Origin of the sequence: Megamonas hypermegale (assembly GCF_900187035.1) — a bacterium.
Lineage (GTDB): Bacteria > Bacillota > Negativicutes > Selenomonadales > Selenomonadaceae > Megamonas > Megamonas hypermegale.
Map to the genome: position 1 here is coordinate 2095007 of NZ_LT906446.1, position 14931 is coordinate 2109937.

Here is a 14931-nt window from a genome sequence, read left to right on the forward strand (position 1 = left end):
AGTTGTGTTATATGTAATTTTTTAGATAAAAAAGGGAAAAAAAGGGAAAAACTACTTGCACAGATATAAAAAAAGTGAAACATTACAAAAGGTTTAAAATGGGCTTAAACCCTTGCGGTTAAAAGCTTTTAAACACTTTGAAATATTTCACTTTATGATTAAATAAATTGGCGGAAAGTGTGGGATTTCCGCATAAAATCAATACTTTTTAGCCATTTTATGAAAAAAGGGGCAAAAAAGGGGCAACTTCACATAAATCACATCTATATAAATGCTAAAACCTAGCAAATTTTTACTTTGTTAGACGTATTTTTATATTAAGGTAATTCACCAGCACCGCCATTTATATTTTTGGCTATGCTTAAACTTGTTACTGTATAAAGTTATATTTCATCAGAAAAGTATCATGACTTAAAATTGAGCGTTGATATATGCAGCAGCTCCTAATTTTAGATTTTGATAAATCTTTTTGGCGGTTCACTAATATAAATTAAGCTGGTTGAAAAGATTAACCACTGCAAAAATGCATTTGTTAGAAAAAAATCAGTTAGAAGGCATGATAAATCCCGCCAAAGCAGAAAAATAGACTGAAATTTCAGTTTATTTTTCAACTTACGGAAAAATATTATTTGGGAAATTTTTAAAATGGCAAATTTCTCAACATGGAAGGAAATTGATTTTTATTTTTATTTATCTAGCCGAATGTTGGGGCTCGCAAGCTACCCGCATTGGCAAATTGTTTTGGAAGTACCTTTTTGATATCATTTCATAATATTTTATATTATGTCATTAATTCATGACGGGCTGATACAGGGTTTTTCTGTTAGTGATTAATATATTTATACTCGCCAAATGATTTATATTGCTATAAATTAAAAAGCTGATGTAATCATTAAGAACTACATCAGCTATGATAATGAGATTGTTTATATTATATACCTACTTTATTTAACTATGGTTAGTATTTACTAAAGTATATTATCAAAGCTCAATTTGTTATACTGGTTAGTTCTATGATAATTACATTAATTATTATGTCTTAGTTTGGCGGCTAGATGTTTACTTATGAAATAGTCTGAAGTATGCATCATATATTATTGATAATAATTCTCATACAGTGATTAACTGATTAAATGTGATTTTTTATTTGTTGAAATATATCTAAGTTTATAAAATACGCTGTTTTTGTAATATGGCTTAGCAGCGTTTTATAAAAATGTACGTTTTTGATACATCTATAAATGATTGATGTAAAATCTAATTAGTGTTAGAACCGCCAAAATGTTAAAAAAATAAAACTGATATATTGTTCCAGCAAGCGCAATTCCATTTTAAAGATATGTCGCTTGCCTTTATATAAGTTTAAATGATAAATTTCAAAGGTGGCAGTTTAGCACTTTTGAAGTAATATAAAATGTCTTATCAAAATAATTATTGAATGATAGCCGTTTTTAGACGTCTTTTATTAATGTAGGTCAAATTATATGCCAGCATATTTTTTATCTATTATATGGCAAGATATAACCGCCATAAAATGTTGATATATTATTATAAAATGCTTCTAGCTCCAAAATAGCACACTATCATTTTATCTAGTAAGGCATTTTTATTTCTGTATACAGTTACTGTATCACAATATAATTTTTCTGCAATAGCTTCAATTGTATTATGCTCAAAATAATAGAGAGGTATTATATCATAATATTTTTCTTTTTGTACTATGAATAAACAACGTTCCATTTGTTTTATGTGTATTTTATCTATAGCGATATCAGCTTTTATTTTATTCGCCATATATTTTCTTTTGTCTTCTATAGTCCATGATACACCAGTTTTATTTATCTTATGAACTGCTGGACAAGCTTCAAAATATTCTTTTTCTAAGTTTTGTATATCCTCTTCTTTAAATCGTATACCTTCTTTTATTTGATTGTATGTTGATAGATATTTAGACATCTGCCTTCTATAGTATTTTGTATTATGTTTATTTTTATTTTGATAATCCTGTTTTGAAGTCATAATATACCGCCTTTTATCATAAAATAATAAATATAATTCATGGCATATATATTATCATTACCATTGATAAATATAATTGGTATAAATTTTTATATACTTATATTGTAGATAATGATATTATATAAATGTTAATATATTTGTTATTTAGATTGGCGGTTTTTCGGGTGTATCCGTATCAATCTATAAAACTGGTATTCATACTCGATACCACTTTCAAACGTATAGAAGCCGTTTATTATTGAGTGTGTATCTAAGTAGTAACCTTTTTTTGTTTTTGGCTGCAGTCTCCAATTTTTATGGTGTATGACAGCCGTTGAGCGTTGGGGCTTTTGCAAATTTTTGCTAGAGTTCCAACGCTTTTTATATATGTTCGGTAATAAATAAAAAGCATTACTATCTTTCTTTATAAAATAGTTGGCCAAGTTTTCAGCATCTTGCAACGTTCCGCCATATAATTTTATTTTTACAAATCCATTTTTCCATATATCACGTATATGAGATACTTTTATAATATTTTTGCTGGTATTAATAATGATATGATGATGTATTCTATTTTTTCCGCCGATTTCTGTTACTGCAATATATTTTATATCTACATTTAACTTTTTGGCCAAGCGTTGTAATCTTTTTCTAAAGTTAGCTAGATGTTTTTTTGCCTGTTCTCCTGCTACTGGCTTATCATATGTCAATGTGCAGTATAAATCATTCTCATTAAAATTTTGTAGAAGCAATAATCTTAATAAGTTTGTAGCATATTTAATATTTCTTTTTTCTTGTTGTTCTGATGTAGTATTCATCTTGATGCATCTTAATCTATTTTTAACTGGTAATCTTTTACTTTTTGTTATTTCTAAAATATCATCATTTCTGATACTTATTATTTCTCTTTTATAAGCCATTCTTTTTTGCTCCTTTCGTTATAGTTTTATGTATGGTCATTAAGATAATAACCTTATCAAGTCATAAAGGGCCTTATTTTTAGCCCTTAGTCAGTAGGTTTCCCCAATTTTGGGGACACGCATATATTAAGATTTTTATTATGTAATACAAATACTTAATGAAGAAAGTATCAGAACGCAATTTTACGTTATGTAATACAAAAGCCCCAATTTTAGGGGCTTATTATTTAATCGTTTAAATGTAATGATATCCAGTTCAGTAAAAAATAAAATGTTGCTGCATTAACTTTTTGATAAATCACTATGTTTTTACTTGTATTTTTGTTCATATTAAGCCTATATAATGGATTTTTGTTTTTATCCAATTTAGATACTATTAATTTAGTAGTGATATTAGTTTTTAAATCTTTCATTTCTAAAGTAAAACTATCATCTACAAGATTAAATCTTTCGTATCTGTCGTTCATTTTGCCAATATCTATAATAAAATCGTTCTCATTATTCATTTTTTCGCCTTCATTCTCTCATATATTTTTTATGTTTATCTTTGATAAATTCTTCAAAACTGGCAAGATGTACCAGCTTTTTTTGTGGGCTTACATCACGGAAAGCCTTTTGATATTTTGGTATCAATCGCATTTCATTTAATAACCGCCATAATGTACATCTACTGATATCATAGAGCTTTAATATATGCTTTAGTTGTACATATACATCATTATTTTTTATTCTGATATCTACTAAAGTATCTGCTATAGTTCCCATTTTTTATTGCTCCTTTTAAAATCTTAGAAGTGCAATTCCTTTATATAAGCATTTATATAGATGTGGTTTATGCTTACTTTTGTATTTATTTTTATTGGAATTTGTTATAAAATATAAGTGTCTTTTATTCGTTCCTTGTTTTATTGCAAGGGACTATTTTTTTTAAATCATTAAGTAAATCAACATTTACATCATTTGACGTACTCCCCATAGCTAAAGCTAGGGAATTCTGGGATACTGACGAACCTTGCTATCAAATGACAGTCTTACGAGTTCTCTCCGCAATGGACAACGCCCTGCCCATATTTATCGTTCAACGAGAGCAAATTCGTTGGACGTTCCTTATATCCCCAGTGTTAAAACACGGGGCTTTACGGCACACTTGGTAAATTTTTTAATACAAGATGTAAGGCTTTTTCTTTTGTTTTATCCGTTACATCTTTATTTTTTAATATGCTTTTTAACGTATATTCAATGGCGGTCAAATTAAATACATTTTCATAAACACCGTTGAATATATTGTTATCTAATAAATATTGTTTTTTTGTTATAACTTTTAAATTCATATAGTACCTTTTTCAAGCCTTATATATTTATATAGGGCTTTTTTTTATACTTTTTAACAGTTCTTTAAATATTTTTCGTTTAATGCAATGAATTTCTTCATGAAATCAAGCATTTTTTCATTGACAATACTGTGATGAACAGTTACATCTTTTCTTTTTTCTTTATAGATTGCTAAGATTTCATAAGCAGATTTACTATCGTTAGAACATATGAAAGCTTCTATCTTATTGTTTTTATCTGTAACTAAAGAAAAACTCTTTTCCATGCCTTTTGTTCCTTTCATTAGTGCCGCTATAAAATATTATTTATTGGCGGTCTTTTTTATTCTTGTATTAAGTCTTTGGGTTCAACATCAAGGGCTTTGGCTATTTTTCCTAATGCTTTATAACTACTAAATGCACTATCTTTTATAATTTTGCTTATTGTTGTATCAGATAAGCCAGCTTCTTTTGCTAAATCTGTAGGATTGAACAACTTTTTAGCCATAGCATTATTGAAATTATTTTTATTTAAATTTAACATCATCTAACCTCCTTTATTATCTTTTAAAGCTATTTTTATAAAAAATTATCCTATTTAGATTATATATTTAAAAATAAATTTTTTCAAGTAATATGTTTATATTTTTTCTTATATTTAGTTTGATTTTATCCTTTTGAGCTATTATAATGTTTTTAAGGAGGTGTAGAATTGAGCTTTCAAAAGAATTTGAAATATTATAGAAAAAAAGCAGGATATAAAACTGCTAGAGATTTTGCAGAGGTTTTGAAAATACCTTATGCCAGTTATGTTGCTTATGAAAATAAAAAACGTGAGCCTAAATATCAAACATTAATACAAATTGCTAATGCTTTAAATGTGAGTATAGATAGATTAATAGGTCGATATGATAGTTCTGTTTTTAGTGCGGATATTGAAGATTTAAAGCAAAGAATAGAAGATATTTTATCTATTCAAGAACAAAAAAATATATCGTTAAGTCTTTCTTTTGAACATACGAAAACATTATTTTTTAATATAAATATTGATGATACATCTAATCAAGAAATAGAAGTGGATATATCATATTTGAAAAAAATATTAGATGATTGTTATTCTAAATATTTTTATAGCCGAGAAAAAGAAATATTAAATACTTTGTCTCTTGCTATTGTTAATACTGCTATTAGTAATAATTTAGATAAAATATCTAAACTATTAGAACAGGAGAACATTTTTACTACTGATTTAAATGATATTTTCTTTAATCGTGAATTATTAGTTTTTGATAATCCAAACTATAAAGATTTAATGTTACAACACATAAATATTTATAGAAAGTTAGAAAAGTTAAAGGATAATTTAATAAGTAATGCTATTAATAAATAGATATACTAGGCAAGTACCTATTTATTTAATTGATGATTGATTGCATTGCCTAAGCAATTAATTATTAAATAGCTGAAGTAAAACTTTTAGCCCCTGCATTTTTGCGTTGGCTAAAGACAATATATTTAAAACTGCACGATAAAACGTCGTTCAGTTAAAGACATGCATACAATGTAAAAAAATACCGCCATAATAATTTTTAGGCGGTAAAATATAAGGCTTATTTGTTTTTGCAGGTATAATCATAAGCACCAGCAAAAGAAAATGGCTTAAAACGGCGAATATTTCATCAAAAAATTTTTGATGTGTTATTGGCTTTATTAAATATACTCTTTTTTAGTGTAGATGATGTCTTGTTTTGGAATATCATGTTTCACGATAGCAGTAAATTTTTTGGCGGTAATATGTTTTTCATAGCCAATATTTTTATGTTAAGTTAAAGCCTTGTATAGATGTTTATATGTATCTATAGATATATTTATATAAGTCATGCTTTAAATCGCTTATAATGGCGGTTAATTTATAGAAAAGAGGTGGATTTATTGAAAATTTATTTATCAAATGATTATTTTTCTGATTTACTGGTTAGAATGGCACATCATAGCACCGCCATAGAAGGCAATACACTTACACAAGGGGAAACAAAAAGTATTTTGATTGATAACTATATCCCTCGTGCTATGAATATGCGAGAACTTAACGAGGTATTGAATTATAAATCATATGTTAATCAAATGATTGATGATTTAAAACATGATGTATCAATAAATAATGAGTTTATAAAGTCCATTCATGCTATTTTATGTAATAATGCTATTGACGGCGTAGCTGGCAGATTTAAGACTATACCTAATTTAGTGATTGGGGCTGATTTTACACCAACACCGCCATATTTAGTGCCGAGTGCATTAGAAGATTGGCGGGCCAATTTACAATATCAAATAGAATTGGCCAAAAATACTGATGAAATAATTGAAAGTATTTTACGCCAGCATATACAATTTGAGCATATACACCCGTTTTCAGACGGTAACGGCCGAGTTGGCAGGGCCTTAATCGTTTATAGTTGTTTGCAAGCTCACATCTTGCCTATTGTTATACCTGTAAACGATAAACAAAGATATATAAACTGCTTGAATACTGAAAACATGGCGGAATTTATGGCTTTTGCTAAAGAACTTCAAGCGAATGAGTTAATTAGATTGCAGGCATTAGCAAATAATAATGAGCATGATTTATATATTGAAGTTGATTTATGATAATCACTTCATGCTGCTGAAACGATAGCAGATTTATTTTAATCATATTATGATGAGAACTTTATAAAATTTATCCAGCATATTTTTATATGCTTTTTATTTTAACTATATAATATTTCAGTGCTTTTCAATTGTTATATAAGCATTTATATAGATGTGGTTTATGTGAAGGTAATAATTTGAAAAGGTGATTTATTATGTGGATTGAAGAAATTATAAACTCAAAAGGTACTAGATATAAATTTTGTGAAAGGTTCTTAGTTAATAATAAAAAGATAAAATTATCTGTTACATTAAACAGTAAAACAGCTCAAGCAAAAAGAAAAGCTACAGAATTATTGCAAGCTAAATTATATGATGTATTAAACAAGGTAGAAAAAAAGCAACTTGAAAAGATTAATAGTCTAACCTTTATACAAGTTGCTAATGAATGGCTTGAATATACCTCGCCAACTGTAAAAATAGATACAAGAATAAATCATAAAAATTATGTAAATCGTATAAAAAAAGTCATTTCAAATATGTTATTTGTTGATTTTACGCCAGCTGTGGCAGAAAAAATCGTTTCTGATATGTATTATAAAGAACAGCTATCATATAGTTATTCAAATTCTACTTTAATAGTTATAAAAGCTGTAATGAAGTATGCTAAAAAGTCTAAATATGTGCAGGATATAAGCGATTTTATAGATATAAGGTTAAAGAAAAGACCTGCTACAAAAAAAGAAGTCCATAAATTACAGAATAAATTTCTAAATGCTGATGAACTGAAATCATGTTTGCATCAATTAAAAGAAATAAATCCTCGTATTGCTTTAGCCATGGAATTTATAGCCCTTACTGGTCTACGCTGCGGGGAAATGCTCGCCTTGCGTATTCAAGACTATGATAAATTAAATTCTGTAGTAAATATAAATGGTACTCTTTTAAAATCAGCTCGCAATGGTGAAGATATTCAACGAGGTACGCCCAAAAATATTTATTCATATCGTGATGTTATCATAAATGATAGGGCTAAAAATATACTTGATGCCATAATCTTAGAAAATAAAAGACTTGCCAGCTGGAACGGTAAAAAATATAAAGATAGAGGGTATATATTTACTAATAGCACTGGCAATCCTTTTAACATTCAATATATCAATAAAAAACTTAGACAAATTAAGATTGCAGATAAGAAGATATCAAGTCATATTTTCCGCCATACTCACATTAGTATGTTATCAGAATTGGGCTTGTCTTTAAAGTCAATAATGCAGCGTGTAGGGCATAACGACCCAAAGACAACATTAAGTATTTATACTCACGTTACTGACAATATGAATAATGAAATGAAGAACAAATTGAAAGCCCTAAATTTTTAGTCTTTGATAGCTGATGAAACACCAGTATAATTCAAAGGGGCAAAAAAGGGGCAGACTTTTTAAAAGCAATGAAAAAAAGGGAAATACTTCAAACTATCAAAAAGCCTTTAAATACTAGCATTATCAAGACTTTGAAATACTTTGAAATATTTCCCTGTATTATCAATTTAAATGGCGGAAAGGGTGGGATTCGAACCCACGGTACGTTGCCGTATCACTGGTTTTCAAGACCAGCTCCTTAAACCACTCGGACACCTTTCCACTAAGATACTATAATAGTATATCAATTTTATATAGCTATTGTCAACTGAAAAATTAAGAGCTTTTTATAAAGATTTGTAAAGATTTGTAAAGATTTTGTGTCTTTTTTATTAACGCTGGATATAGGCTTGATAAGTTAAAATAGATGAATTATACTTAATATGCAGTATTTATAATACAAGATTAAAAACATAAGGATGGTGAATAATAATGGATGATTATCCGGAGAGTAATAGGTTAAATATAATAAATTTACAATTAAAAACGGAAGAACAATCTGCCATTATTATGTGCACTATCGATAAAATTAATATAAAGTGGTAGGTTTTCTTCGTATTTTGAAGGGAGAAATCTATCGCATGTTAAAGATATATAAATCCATGGAAAGTGGTCCTTTAAAAGAATTGAATTTAAGAACTCTAGAAAAAGGAGCATGGATAAATATTGTAGCACCTACACCGTATGAATTAAAAGTAGTGGGCAATCTTACCGAAGTTGAACCGGATTTTTTACGTTCTGCACTAGATAATGAAGAACGTTCACATACGGATATTGAAGATAATTCCATCATGGTATTAACAAATGTACCAGTTATGCGTACTTTTGAATCATACGATACGTTGCCACTTGCGATTATTTTAACGCCAGATTATATAATCACAGTATGTTTGGAAGATACTCCAGTAATATCTGATTTTAATGAAAGAACATACCGTTCCTTTCGCACTTTTAAAAAGACACGTTTTTTGTTTCAAATATTGTATAAATCAGTGACTTATTATTTGAAATATTTGCGTCAGATTGATAAATTATCTGATGAAATTGAATCGCGTTTGCGAGATTCTACGCAGAATAAAGAAATCTTACGTCTTTTGGAATTGCAAAAAGGTCTTACTTATTTTAATGCTTCTTTGCGTTCTAATGGTGCTGTGCTTGATAAATTGATGCGACTTCGTTCAAATTATAATTTGCAAAATATTATTAAATTGTATGAAGAAGATGAAGATTTACTAGAAGATGTCATTATCGAAAATAAACAGGCTCGTGAAATGGTTGAAATGTACAGCACGATTTTGGCTAGATTAGTAGATACGTTTTCTTCGATAATGTCTAATAATTTGAACTTAGTAATGCGATTTTTAACAGCAATAACAATACTTTTAGCAATTCCTACAGTAATATCTAGTTTTTTTGGTATGAACGTAGAAGGTTTTCCAGCCTTTTCAAGTGGGCCTTTTGCTTTTATAGATATATGTGTGATATCCATTGCATTATCTGTAATATGTGCGACTGTATTGTGGCGAAAAAATATGTTTTGACGAGGCTAGTAATATGAGAACCTTAATTGAAGCAGAATTATGTGATGGCGTGATTTATGGTGATAATGTAAATTGCGAATATGTATATATGCCAGCTTCAGAAATTGGTGTTTCAAATCCAATTTGTATTTTTGAAACGACCGATAAAAAAGAAGATATAAATATGACTGAGGCATTAAAGATTATTACACGGCGCAGTTTAAAACCGGTAAGACATCCTAAATTGGGCTTATCATCGTGTTAATAGAATAAAGGATGTGTAAAAATGTTAGTAATTTCTTCATCTGATTTAATAAACGAATTCACTTTATATGCTAATAAAGCTGTAGATGAAAAAGAAACAATGATTGTACAGCGTAGTAATGGCAAAAATCTTGTTGTTATGTCTATGGATAAATTCAATGAAATACAAAAACAAATTTTTTTAGCAAATGAAGCCGCAAAATAGTGAGGTTAAAAAATGAATAATGATATACATGAGCATGTTCATGAAGATGGAACGGTGCATACACATCATGGACATACACATAGTCATACTCAAACAAAAGCCGTTTTAAATAGATTATCGAGAGCTATTGGTCATTTAAATGCTGTAAAACGCATGGTAGAACAAGGCAGAGATTGTAGCGATGTCTTAATTCAATTATCTGCGGTAAATTCTGCGCTAAAAAATGTTTCTAAAATTATATTAAAAGACCATATTGAACATTGTTTGGTAGAAGCTGTAAAAGAAAATGACCAAGCAGCTATTGATAAATTAAAAGAAGCTATTGATAAATTTGTGAAATAACAACCCTTAGAAATACATTCTAAGGGTTTTGTATTTTGCATACAAAATTTCGTGAAAATTAGAATAAATTAACGAAGTATTGTATTTTTTGATAATCAATGCTAAATTAAATAAATAGTAGACTTTTTATATTATTTTTGTAAAAAGAATGTATTTTAATTATAAATTTGTTAGCTAGGATGAATGAAATGATAACAATTAATGCCAATGCAAAAATAAACCTTACTTTAGATATATTAGGTAAACGTGATGATGGATATCATGAAGTTAGTATGATAATGCAATCAATTAATTTATTTGATACATTGACGTTGAAAAAATTGAATACAAAAGATATTATTTTGCATGGTGATGTTCGCGGTGTAGAAAATGTGCAAGATAATTTAATTTATAAAGCAGTAAAATTGTTTTTAGATACATACAAAATACAAAATGGAGTAGAGATTGAACTTATTAAACGCATTCCTATAGCCGCAGGATTAGCTGGTGGTAGTACTGATGCAGCGGCTACACTGCGCGGATTAAATGAATTATTTGAAATGAATTTATCTGTGATGTCTTTGTGCAAATTAGGTGAAAAACTAGGTTCTGATGTTCCGTTTTGTATTATGGGTGGCACGATGCTTGCCACAGGTAGAGGCGAGATTTTAGCACAAGTTGCTGATATGCCGAAGGTGAATTTAGTTTTAGTTAAACCTAAAATAGACGTTTCTACTGCATGGGTATATAAAAATTATCATAAAGTAGAAAATGAAGTAGTTCATCCTGATAATAAGAAGATGCGTAAAGCATTAATTTTAAAAGATATAAATCAAATTTGTGCTTGTTTAAAAAATGTATTAGAATATGTAACTATTAAACAGTATCCACAAATTAATGATATAAAAGAGAAATTATGTAGCTATGGTGCCAAGACGGCGATGATGTCGGGCAGTGGGCCTACTGTATTTGCTATAGTAGAAAATAAAATTTTAGCTGAAGAAATCGCAGCAAAGATAAAAAATGATTTTGATGCCGAAGTATTTACAGTAGAAACAGCTTCAAAAAATTTTTAATGGAGGCGTTTGTATGAATAATAAACTTGCACCTATAAAATTGGATAGTTATCAACCACTGCGTGAAGTGGTTTTTGAAACACTTAGAGATGCTATACGCAAAGGTATTTTGAAACCGGGTGAACGTTTAATGGAAATTCATTTAGCAGAACAGCTCGGTGTTAGTCGTACTCCAGTAAGAGAAGCTATACGCAAATTGGAGCTTGAAGGCTATGTAATCATGATGCCACGTCGTGGTACATATGTATCAAATTTATCCATTAAAGATATCAATGAAGTTTTTGAAATTCGCACATCATTAGATTCACTAGCAAGTGGTTTAGCAGCTGAACGTATAACAGATGATGAATTAGAACAGCTTCAACGTTTACTCGTTATCATAGGTGAAGCTATTAAAGAAAGAGATATGGATAAAATTGTAGAGGCAGATACTAAATTCCATGATTTATTATATCAGGCTAGCCGTAATAATCGTTTAGTAGGTATTATTCATAATCTCAGAGAACAACTTACAAGCTTTCGAGCTAAATCCATGGCATATCCAGGCAGATTGGAAGAAACACTTGAAGAACATCGTCGCATAGTAGATACAATTGCTCAAGGTAATGTAGAGGCAGCACAAAAAGCTTCTGAATATCATATGGAACGTTCTGAACATACTTTGCTTTTAAGTATGGAAGACAAAGAAGGTAACATGGAATAGATAAGAGCTATTTTATCTATACTAGTATAATGAGTGTATGATATAATAAAAATAGACATTAGTTATAAATTATTAAATAAAAAGGAAAGTGAATTTTACGGTGAAATCAGATGGATTGATTACAATTATACTGGCAGCAGGTAAAGGAACACGCATGAAATCAAAATTACCTAAAGTACTGCATTGTGCAGGCGGTAAACCAATGGTTAAACATGTGCTTGATGCTGCAAAAGAAGCTGGTTCCACACATAATATTGTTGTAGTAGGTTTCGGTCATGAACAAGTACAAGAAGCTTTAATAGGTCAAGCTGAAATTGTTTTACAAAAAGAACAACTTGGTACAGGTCATGCCGTAATGCAAGCACAGCCACTTGTCAAAGATGAAGATGCTTCTGTTATGGTACTTTGTGGAGATACTCCACTTGTAACAGGAAGTATGTTAAAAAAATTCTATGAAGAACATATCGTTTCAGGAGCAATGGCTTCCGTGCTTACAACAATTATGCCAGACCCATTTGGTTATGGTAGAGTAATTCGTGGTATAGATGGTTCTGTAGAAAAAATTGTTGAACAAAAAGATGCAAATGAAACAGAACTTGCTATCGATGAAATTAATACAGGTATATATTGCTTTAATGCAAAAGCATTATTTGAAAGCCTTAAAAAAGTAAATAATAATAATGCACAAGGTGAATATTATTTACCAGATGTATTATCAATTTTGCGTGAAGAAGGTCAAAAAATAAATGCTTCTATCGCTGAAAACTATGAAGATACATTAGGTATTAATAGCCGTGAACAACTCGCTAATGCTGAAAAAATTCTACGTCAGCGTAAAAATAAACAGTTAATGGCACAGGGTGTTACACTTATGGACCCTGCAACAACATATATTGACTATGATGTAGAAATTGGTCAAGATACTGTAATTTATCCATCTACATGGATTGAAGGTAATAGTAAAATTGGTGGAAATTGTAAAATTGGTCCAAATAGCCGCTTGAATAATGTAGTAATAGGTGATAATGTAGAAGCTATGTTCGTCTTCGCTGAAGATTGTGAAGTAGCTGATGATGTAAAAATGGGACCATATGTACATCTTCGTCCAAATACTAAAATTTGTGATAAAGTTAAAATCGGCAATTTCGTTGAAGTCAAAAATTCAACAATTGGCGAAGGTTCTAAATTACCACATCTCATCTATATCGGTGATACTGATATGGGCTCAGGTGTAAATATGGGTTGTGGTACTATTACTGTAAATTATGATGGTAAAAATAAATACCGTACAGTAATTGGAAATAATTGCTTTATCGGTTGCAACTCAAATTTAGTAGCACCTGTTAAAGTTAATGATGGAGCATATGTTGGTGCTGGTTCTACAATAACAAAAGAAGTTCCAGAAAATACACTAGCTATAGCTCGTGAAAGACAAAAAAACATTGAACACTGGAAAGATAAAAGAAAATAAAAATACTATTACTAAAATTTAAAGTTTGGTAGTAATGTAAATAATACATTATTATATGTTATTTATTTATTTTTATATATTTCAGGAGGAGTAAAATGAACTTCGATACCTCAAAATTATGTATTCTCGCTGGTAATGCAAACCCTAAATTAGCGCAGGAAGTTGCGCAGTATATCGGCGTTGAATTATGTCATGCTTTTGTAGGTCATTTTAACAATGGCGAAACACAGGTAATGATTAGCGAAAGTATTCGCGGTAAGGATGTATTTATCATTCAACCAACTAGTCAGCCAGTAAATGACAATCTCATGGAACTTTTAATCATGGCTGATGCTTGCCGTAGAGCTTCTGCACAAAGTATTACTGCTGTTGTGCCATATTACGCTTATTCTCGTCAAGACCGCAAAACTCGTGGTCGTGAACCTATCTCTGCAAAATTAGTAGCAAATTTAATGACTACAGCTGGTGTAACTCGTGTAGTAACTGTTGATTTGCATGCAGGTCAAATTCAAGGTTTCTTTGATATTCCTGTAGACCATTTAGCAGCAGCACCTCTTTTAGCAGGTTATATTCAAACTAAAAATCTTGAAGATGTAGTAGTTGTTTCTCCAGACCTTGGTGGTGTAACTCGTGCACGTGCTTTGGCTGACCGTTTAAAAGCTCCAATTGCTATTATTGAAAAACGTCGTCCAAAACCTGGCTGTGCAAAAGTTATGAACCTCATTGGTGATGTAAAAGATAAAAACTGTGTTATCATCGATGATATCGTAGATACAGCTGGCTCCTTGTGTGAAGGTGCAAAAGCTCTTGTAGCACATGGCGCAAAATCTGTATATGCTTGCTGTACACATGGTATTTTAAGTGACCCAGCAGTTCAGCGTATTGAAGATTCTCCAATGGAAGAATTAATTGTTACAAATACTATTCCATTACCTGAAGAAAAACATTCTAGCAAAATCATTTCCTTATCTATGGCTGCTCCTATCGGAGAAGTTATTAGCCGTATTTATCAGAAAAAATCTGTAAGCAAACTTTTTGATTCTATCGATATCATAAAAGGTAAAGGCTGATAATAAGTATATAATGATATT

General features: G+C 29.8%; 18 protein-coding genes and 1 tRNA gene. 11 read left to right on the forward strand and 8 right to left on the reverse strand.

Features of this window, described 5'->3' with window-relative positions:
• Positions 1–1548: 1548 nt before the first annotated feature.
• From CKV65_RS10090 to CKV65_RS10120, 7 genes are all read right to left on the reverse strand, one after another.
• The gene (locus CKV65_RS10090) at positions 1549–2019 is read right to left on the reverse strand and encodes a hypothetical protein (protein ID WP_027889993.1); all 471 of its coding nucleotides are present in this window, start codon (positions 2017–2019) and stop codon (positions 1549–1551) included.
• A 140-nt stretch (positions 2020–2159) separates the two neighbouring features.
• The gene (locus tag CKV65_RS10095; protein ID WP_027889994.1) at positions 2160–2918 is read right to left on the reverse strand and encodes a rolling circle replication-associated protein; all 759 of its coding nucleotides are present in this window, start codon (positions 2916–2918) and stop codon (positions 2160–2162) included.
• 227 nt (positions 2919–3145) lie between these two features.
• Positions 3146–3385, reverse strand: a complete 240-nt coding sequence (locus CKV65_RS10100; RefSeq protein ID WP_169711916.1) for a hypothetical protein — start codon at positions 3383–3385, stop codon at positions 3146–3148.
• Positions 3386–3434: 49 nt separating this feature from the next.
• A complete protein-coding gene (locus tag CKV65_RS10105; protein WP_027889996.1) occupies positions 3435–3683 on the reverse strand; it encodes a hypothetical protein in 249 nt (82 codons plus the stop codon).
• A gap of 371 nt (positions 3684–4054) precedes the next feature.
• A complete protein-coding gene (locus tag CKV65_RS10110; RefSeq protein ID WP_027889997.1) occupies positions 4055–4249 on the reverse strand; it encodes a hypothetical protein in 195 nt (64 codons plus the stop codon).
• 53 nt (positions 4250–4302) lie between these two features.
• Positions 4303–4533: a hypothetical protein gene (locus tag CKV65_RS10115; RefSeq protein WP_027889998.1), complete on the reverse strand. Its 231-nt coding sequence runs from the start codon at positions 4531–4533 to the stop codon at positions 4303–4305.
• 38 nt (positions 4534–4571) lie between these two features.
• Positions 4572–4772, reverse strand: a complete 201-nt coding sequence (locus CKV65_RS10120; RefSeq protein WP_036254596.1) for a helix-turn-helix domain-containing protein — start codon at positions 4770–4772, stop codon at positions 4572–4574.
• Between the two features lie 168 nt (positions 4773–4940).
• Between CKV65_RS10120 and CKV65_RS10125 the strand changes: the two genes are divergently transcribed.
• From CKV65_RS10125 to CKV65_RS10135, 3 genes are all read left to right on the forward strand, one after another.
• Positions 4941–5618: a helix-turn-helix domain-containing protein gene (locus tag CKV65_RS10125; RefSeq protein ID WP_051177598.1), complete on the forward strand. Its 678-nt coding sequence runs from the start codon at positions 4941–4943 to the stop codon at positions 5616–5618.
• 548 nt (positions 5619–6166) lie between these two features.
• Complete coding sequence (locus tag CKV65_RS10130; RefSeq protein ID WP_036254606.1) at positions 6167–6877, forward strand: Fic family protein; 711 nt, start codon at positions 6167–6169, stop codon at positions 6875–6877.
• Positions 6878–7074: 197 nt separating this feature from the next.
• Positions 7075–8241 carry a tyrosine-type recombinase/integrase gene (locus tag CKV65_RS10135; protein ID WP_027889999.1) on the forward strand — a complete coding sequence of 389 codons (1167 nt, stop codon included), beginning with the start codon at positions 7075–7077 and terminating at the stop codon, positions 8239–8241.
• Positions 8242–8413: 172 nt separating this feature from the next.
• Here the strand turns inward: CKV65_RS10135 and CKV65_RS10140 are convergent.
• Positions 8414–8502, reverse strand: a tRNA-Ser gene (locus tag CKV65_RS10140).
• A 359-nt stretch (positions 8503–8861) separates the two neighbouring features.
• Here CKV65_RS10140 and CKV65_RS10145 point away from each other — a divergent pair.
• From CKV65_RS10145 to CKV65_RS10180, 8 genes are all read left to right on the forward strand, one after another.
• Entirely contained in the window at positions 8862–9821 is a 960-nt protein-coding gene (locus tag CKV65_RS10145; protein WP_027890000.1) for a magnesium transporter CorA family protein, read from the forward strand.
• Positions 9822–9834: 13 nt separating this feature from the next.
• Entirely contained in the window at positions 9835–10065 is a 231-nt protein-coding gene (locus tag CKV65_RS10150; protein ID WP_027890001.1) for a hypothetical protein, read from the forward strand.
• 21 nt (positions 10066–10086) lie between these two features.
• Positions 10087–10269: a type II toxin-antitoxin system prevent-host-death family antitoxin gene (locus CKV65_RS10155; protein WP_027890002.1), complete on the forward strand. Its 183-nt coding sequence runs from the start codon at positions 10087–10089 to the stop codon at positions 10267–10269.
• 12 nt (positions 10270–10281) lie between these two features.
• On the forward strand, positions 10282–10611 hold the full coding sequence (locus CKV65_RS10160; RefSeq protein WP_027890003.1) for a metal-sensing transcriptional repressor: 330 nt from the start codon (positions 10282–10284) through the stop codon (positions 10609–10611).
• A 188-nt stretch (positions 10612–10799) separates the two neighbouring features.
• Positions 10800–11666, forward strand: coding sequence for a 4-(cytidine 5'-diphospho)-2-C-methyl-D-erythritol kinase (ispE, locus tag CKV65_RS10165; RefSeq protein WP_027890004.1), 867 nt, complete (start codon positions 10800–10802; stop codon positions 11664–11666).
• A gap of 13 nt (positions 11667–11679) precedes the next feature.
• Positions 11680–12369: a GntR family transcriptional regulator gene (locus CKV65_RS10170; protein ID WP_027890005.1), complete on the forward strand. Its 690-nt coding sequence runs from the start codon at positions 11680–11682 to the stop codon at positions 12367–12369.
• Between the two features lie 154 nt (positions 12370–12523).
• The gene (gene glmU / locus CKV65_RS10175) at positions 12524–13840 is read left to right on the forward strand and encodes a bifunctional UDP-N-acetylglucosamine diphosphorylase/glucosamine-1-phosphate N-acetyltransferase GlmU (RefSeq protein WP_051177600.1); all 1317 of its coding nucleotides are present in this window, start codon (positions 12524–12526) and stop codon (positions 13838–13840) included.
• Between the two features lie 95 nt (positions 13841–13935).
• Positions 13936–14910 carry a ribose-phosphate diphosphokinase gene (locus CKV65_RS10180; RefSeq protein ID WP_027890007.1) on the forward strand — a complete coding sequence of 325 codons (975 nt, stop codon included), beginning with the start codon at positions 13936–13938 and terminating at the stop codon, positions 14908–14910.
• Positions 14911–14931 lie beyond the last annotated feature (21 nt).

Excerpts from the sequence above, each read along its gene's own strand:
- ispE (WP_027890004.1), top strand. The coding sequence starts at position 10,800 with ATGATAACAATTAATGCCAATGCAAAAATAAACCTTACTTTAGATATA.
- CKV65_RS10155 (WP_027890002.1), top strand. The coding sequence starts at position 10,087 with ATGTTAGTAATTTCTTCATCTGATTTAATAAACGAATTCACTTTATAT.
- CKV65_RS10090 (WP_027889993.1), bottom strand. The coding sequence starts at position 2,019 with ATGACTTCAAAACAGGATTATCAAAATAAAAATAAACATAATACAAAA.
- CKV65_RS10100 (WP_169711916.1), bottom strand. The coding sequence starts at position 3,385 with ATGAACGACAGATACGAAAGATTTAATCTTGTAGATGATAGTTTTACT.
- CKV65_RS10180 (WP_027890007.1), top strand. The coding sequence starts at position 13,936 with ATGAACTTCGATACCTCAAAATTATGTATTCTCGCTGGTAATGCAAAC.
- glmU (WP_051177600.1), top strand. The coding sequence starts at position 12,524 with ATGAAATCAAAATTACCTAAAGTACTGCATTGTGCAGGCGGTAAACCA.
- CKV65_RS10095 (WP_027889994.1), bottom strand. The coding sequence starts at position 2,918 with ATGGCTTATAAAAGAGAAATAATAAGTATCAGAAATGATGATATTTTA.
- CKV65_RS10105 (WP_027889996.1), bottom strand. The coding sequence starts at position 3,683 with ATGGGAACTATAGCAGATACTTTAGTAGATATCAGAATAAAAAATAAT.
- CKV65_RS10110 (WP_027889997.1), bottom strand. The coding sequence starts at position 4,249 with ATGAATTTAAAAGTTATAACAAAAAAACAATATTTATTAGATAACAAT.
- CKV65_RS10145 (WP_027890000.1), top strand. The coding sequence starts at position 8,862 with ATGTTAAAGATATATAAATCCATGGAAAGTGGTCCTTTAAAAGAATTG.
- CKV65_RS10150 (WP_027890001.1), top strand. The coding sequence starts at position 9,835 with ATGAGAACCTTAATTGAAGCAGAATTATGTGATGGCGTGATTTATGGT.
- CKV65_RS10160 (WP_027890003.1), top strand. The coding sequence starts at position 10,282 with ATGAATAATGATATACATGAGCATGTTCATGAAGATGGAACGGTGCAT.
- CKV65_RS10135 (WP_027889999.1), top strand. The coding sequence starts at position 7,075 with ATGTGGATTGAAGAAATTATAAACTCAAAAGGTACTAGATATAAATTT.
- CKV65_RS10170 (WP_027890005.1), top strand. The coding sequence starts at position 11,680 with ATGAATAATAAACTTGCACCTATAAAATTGGATAGTTATCAACCACTG.
- CKV65_RS10115 (WP_027889998.1), bottom strand. The coding sequence starts at position 4,533 with ATGAAAGGAACAAAAGGCATGGAAAAGAGTTTTTCTTTAGTTACAGAT.
- CKV65_RS10120 (WP_036254596.1), bottom strand. The coding sequence starts at position 4,772 with ATGTTAAATTTAAATAAAAATAATTTCAATAATGCTATGGCTAAAAAG.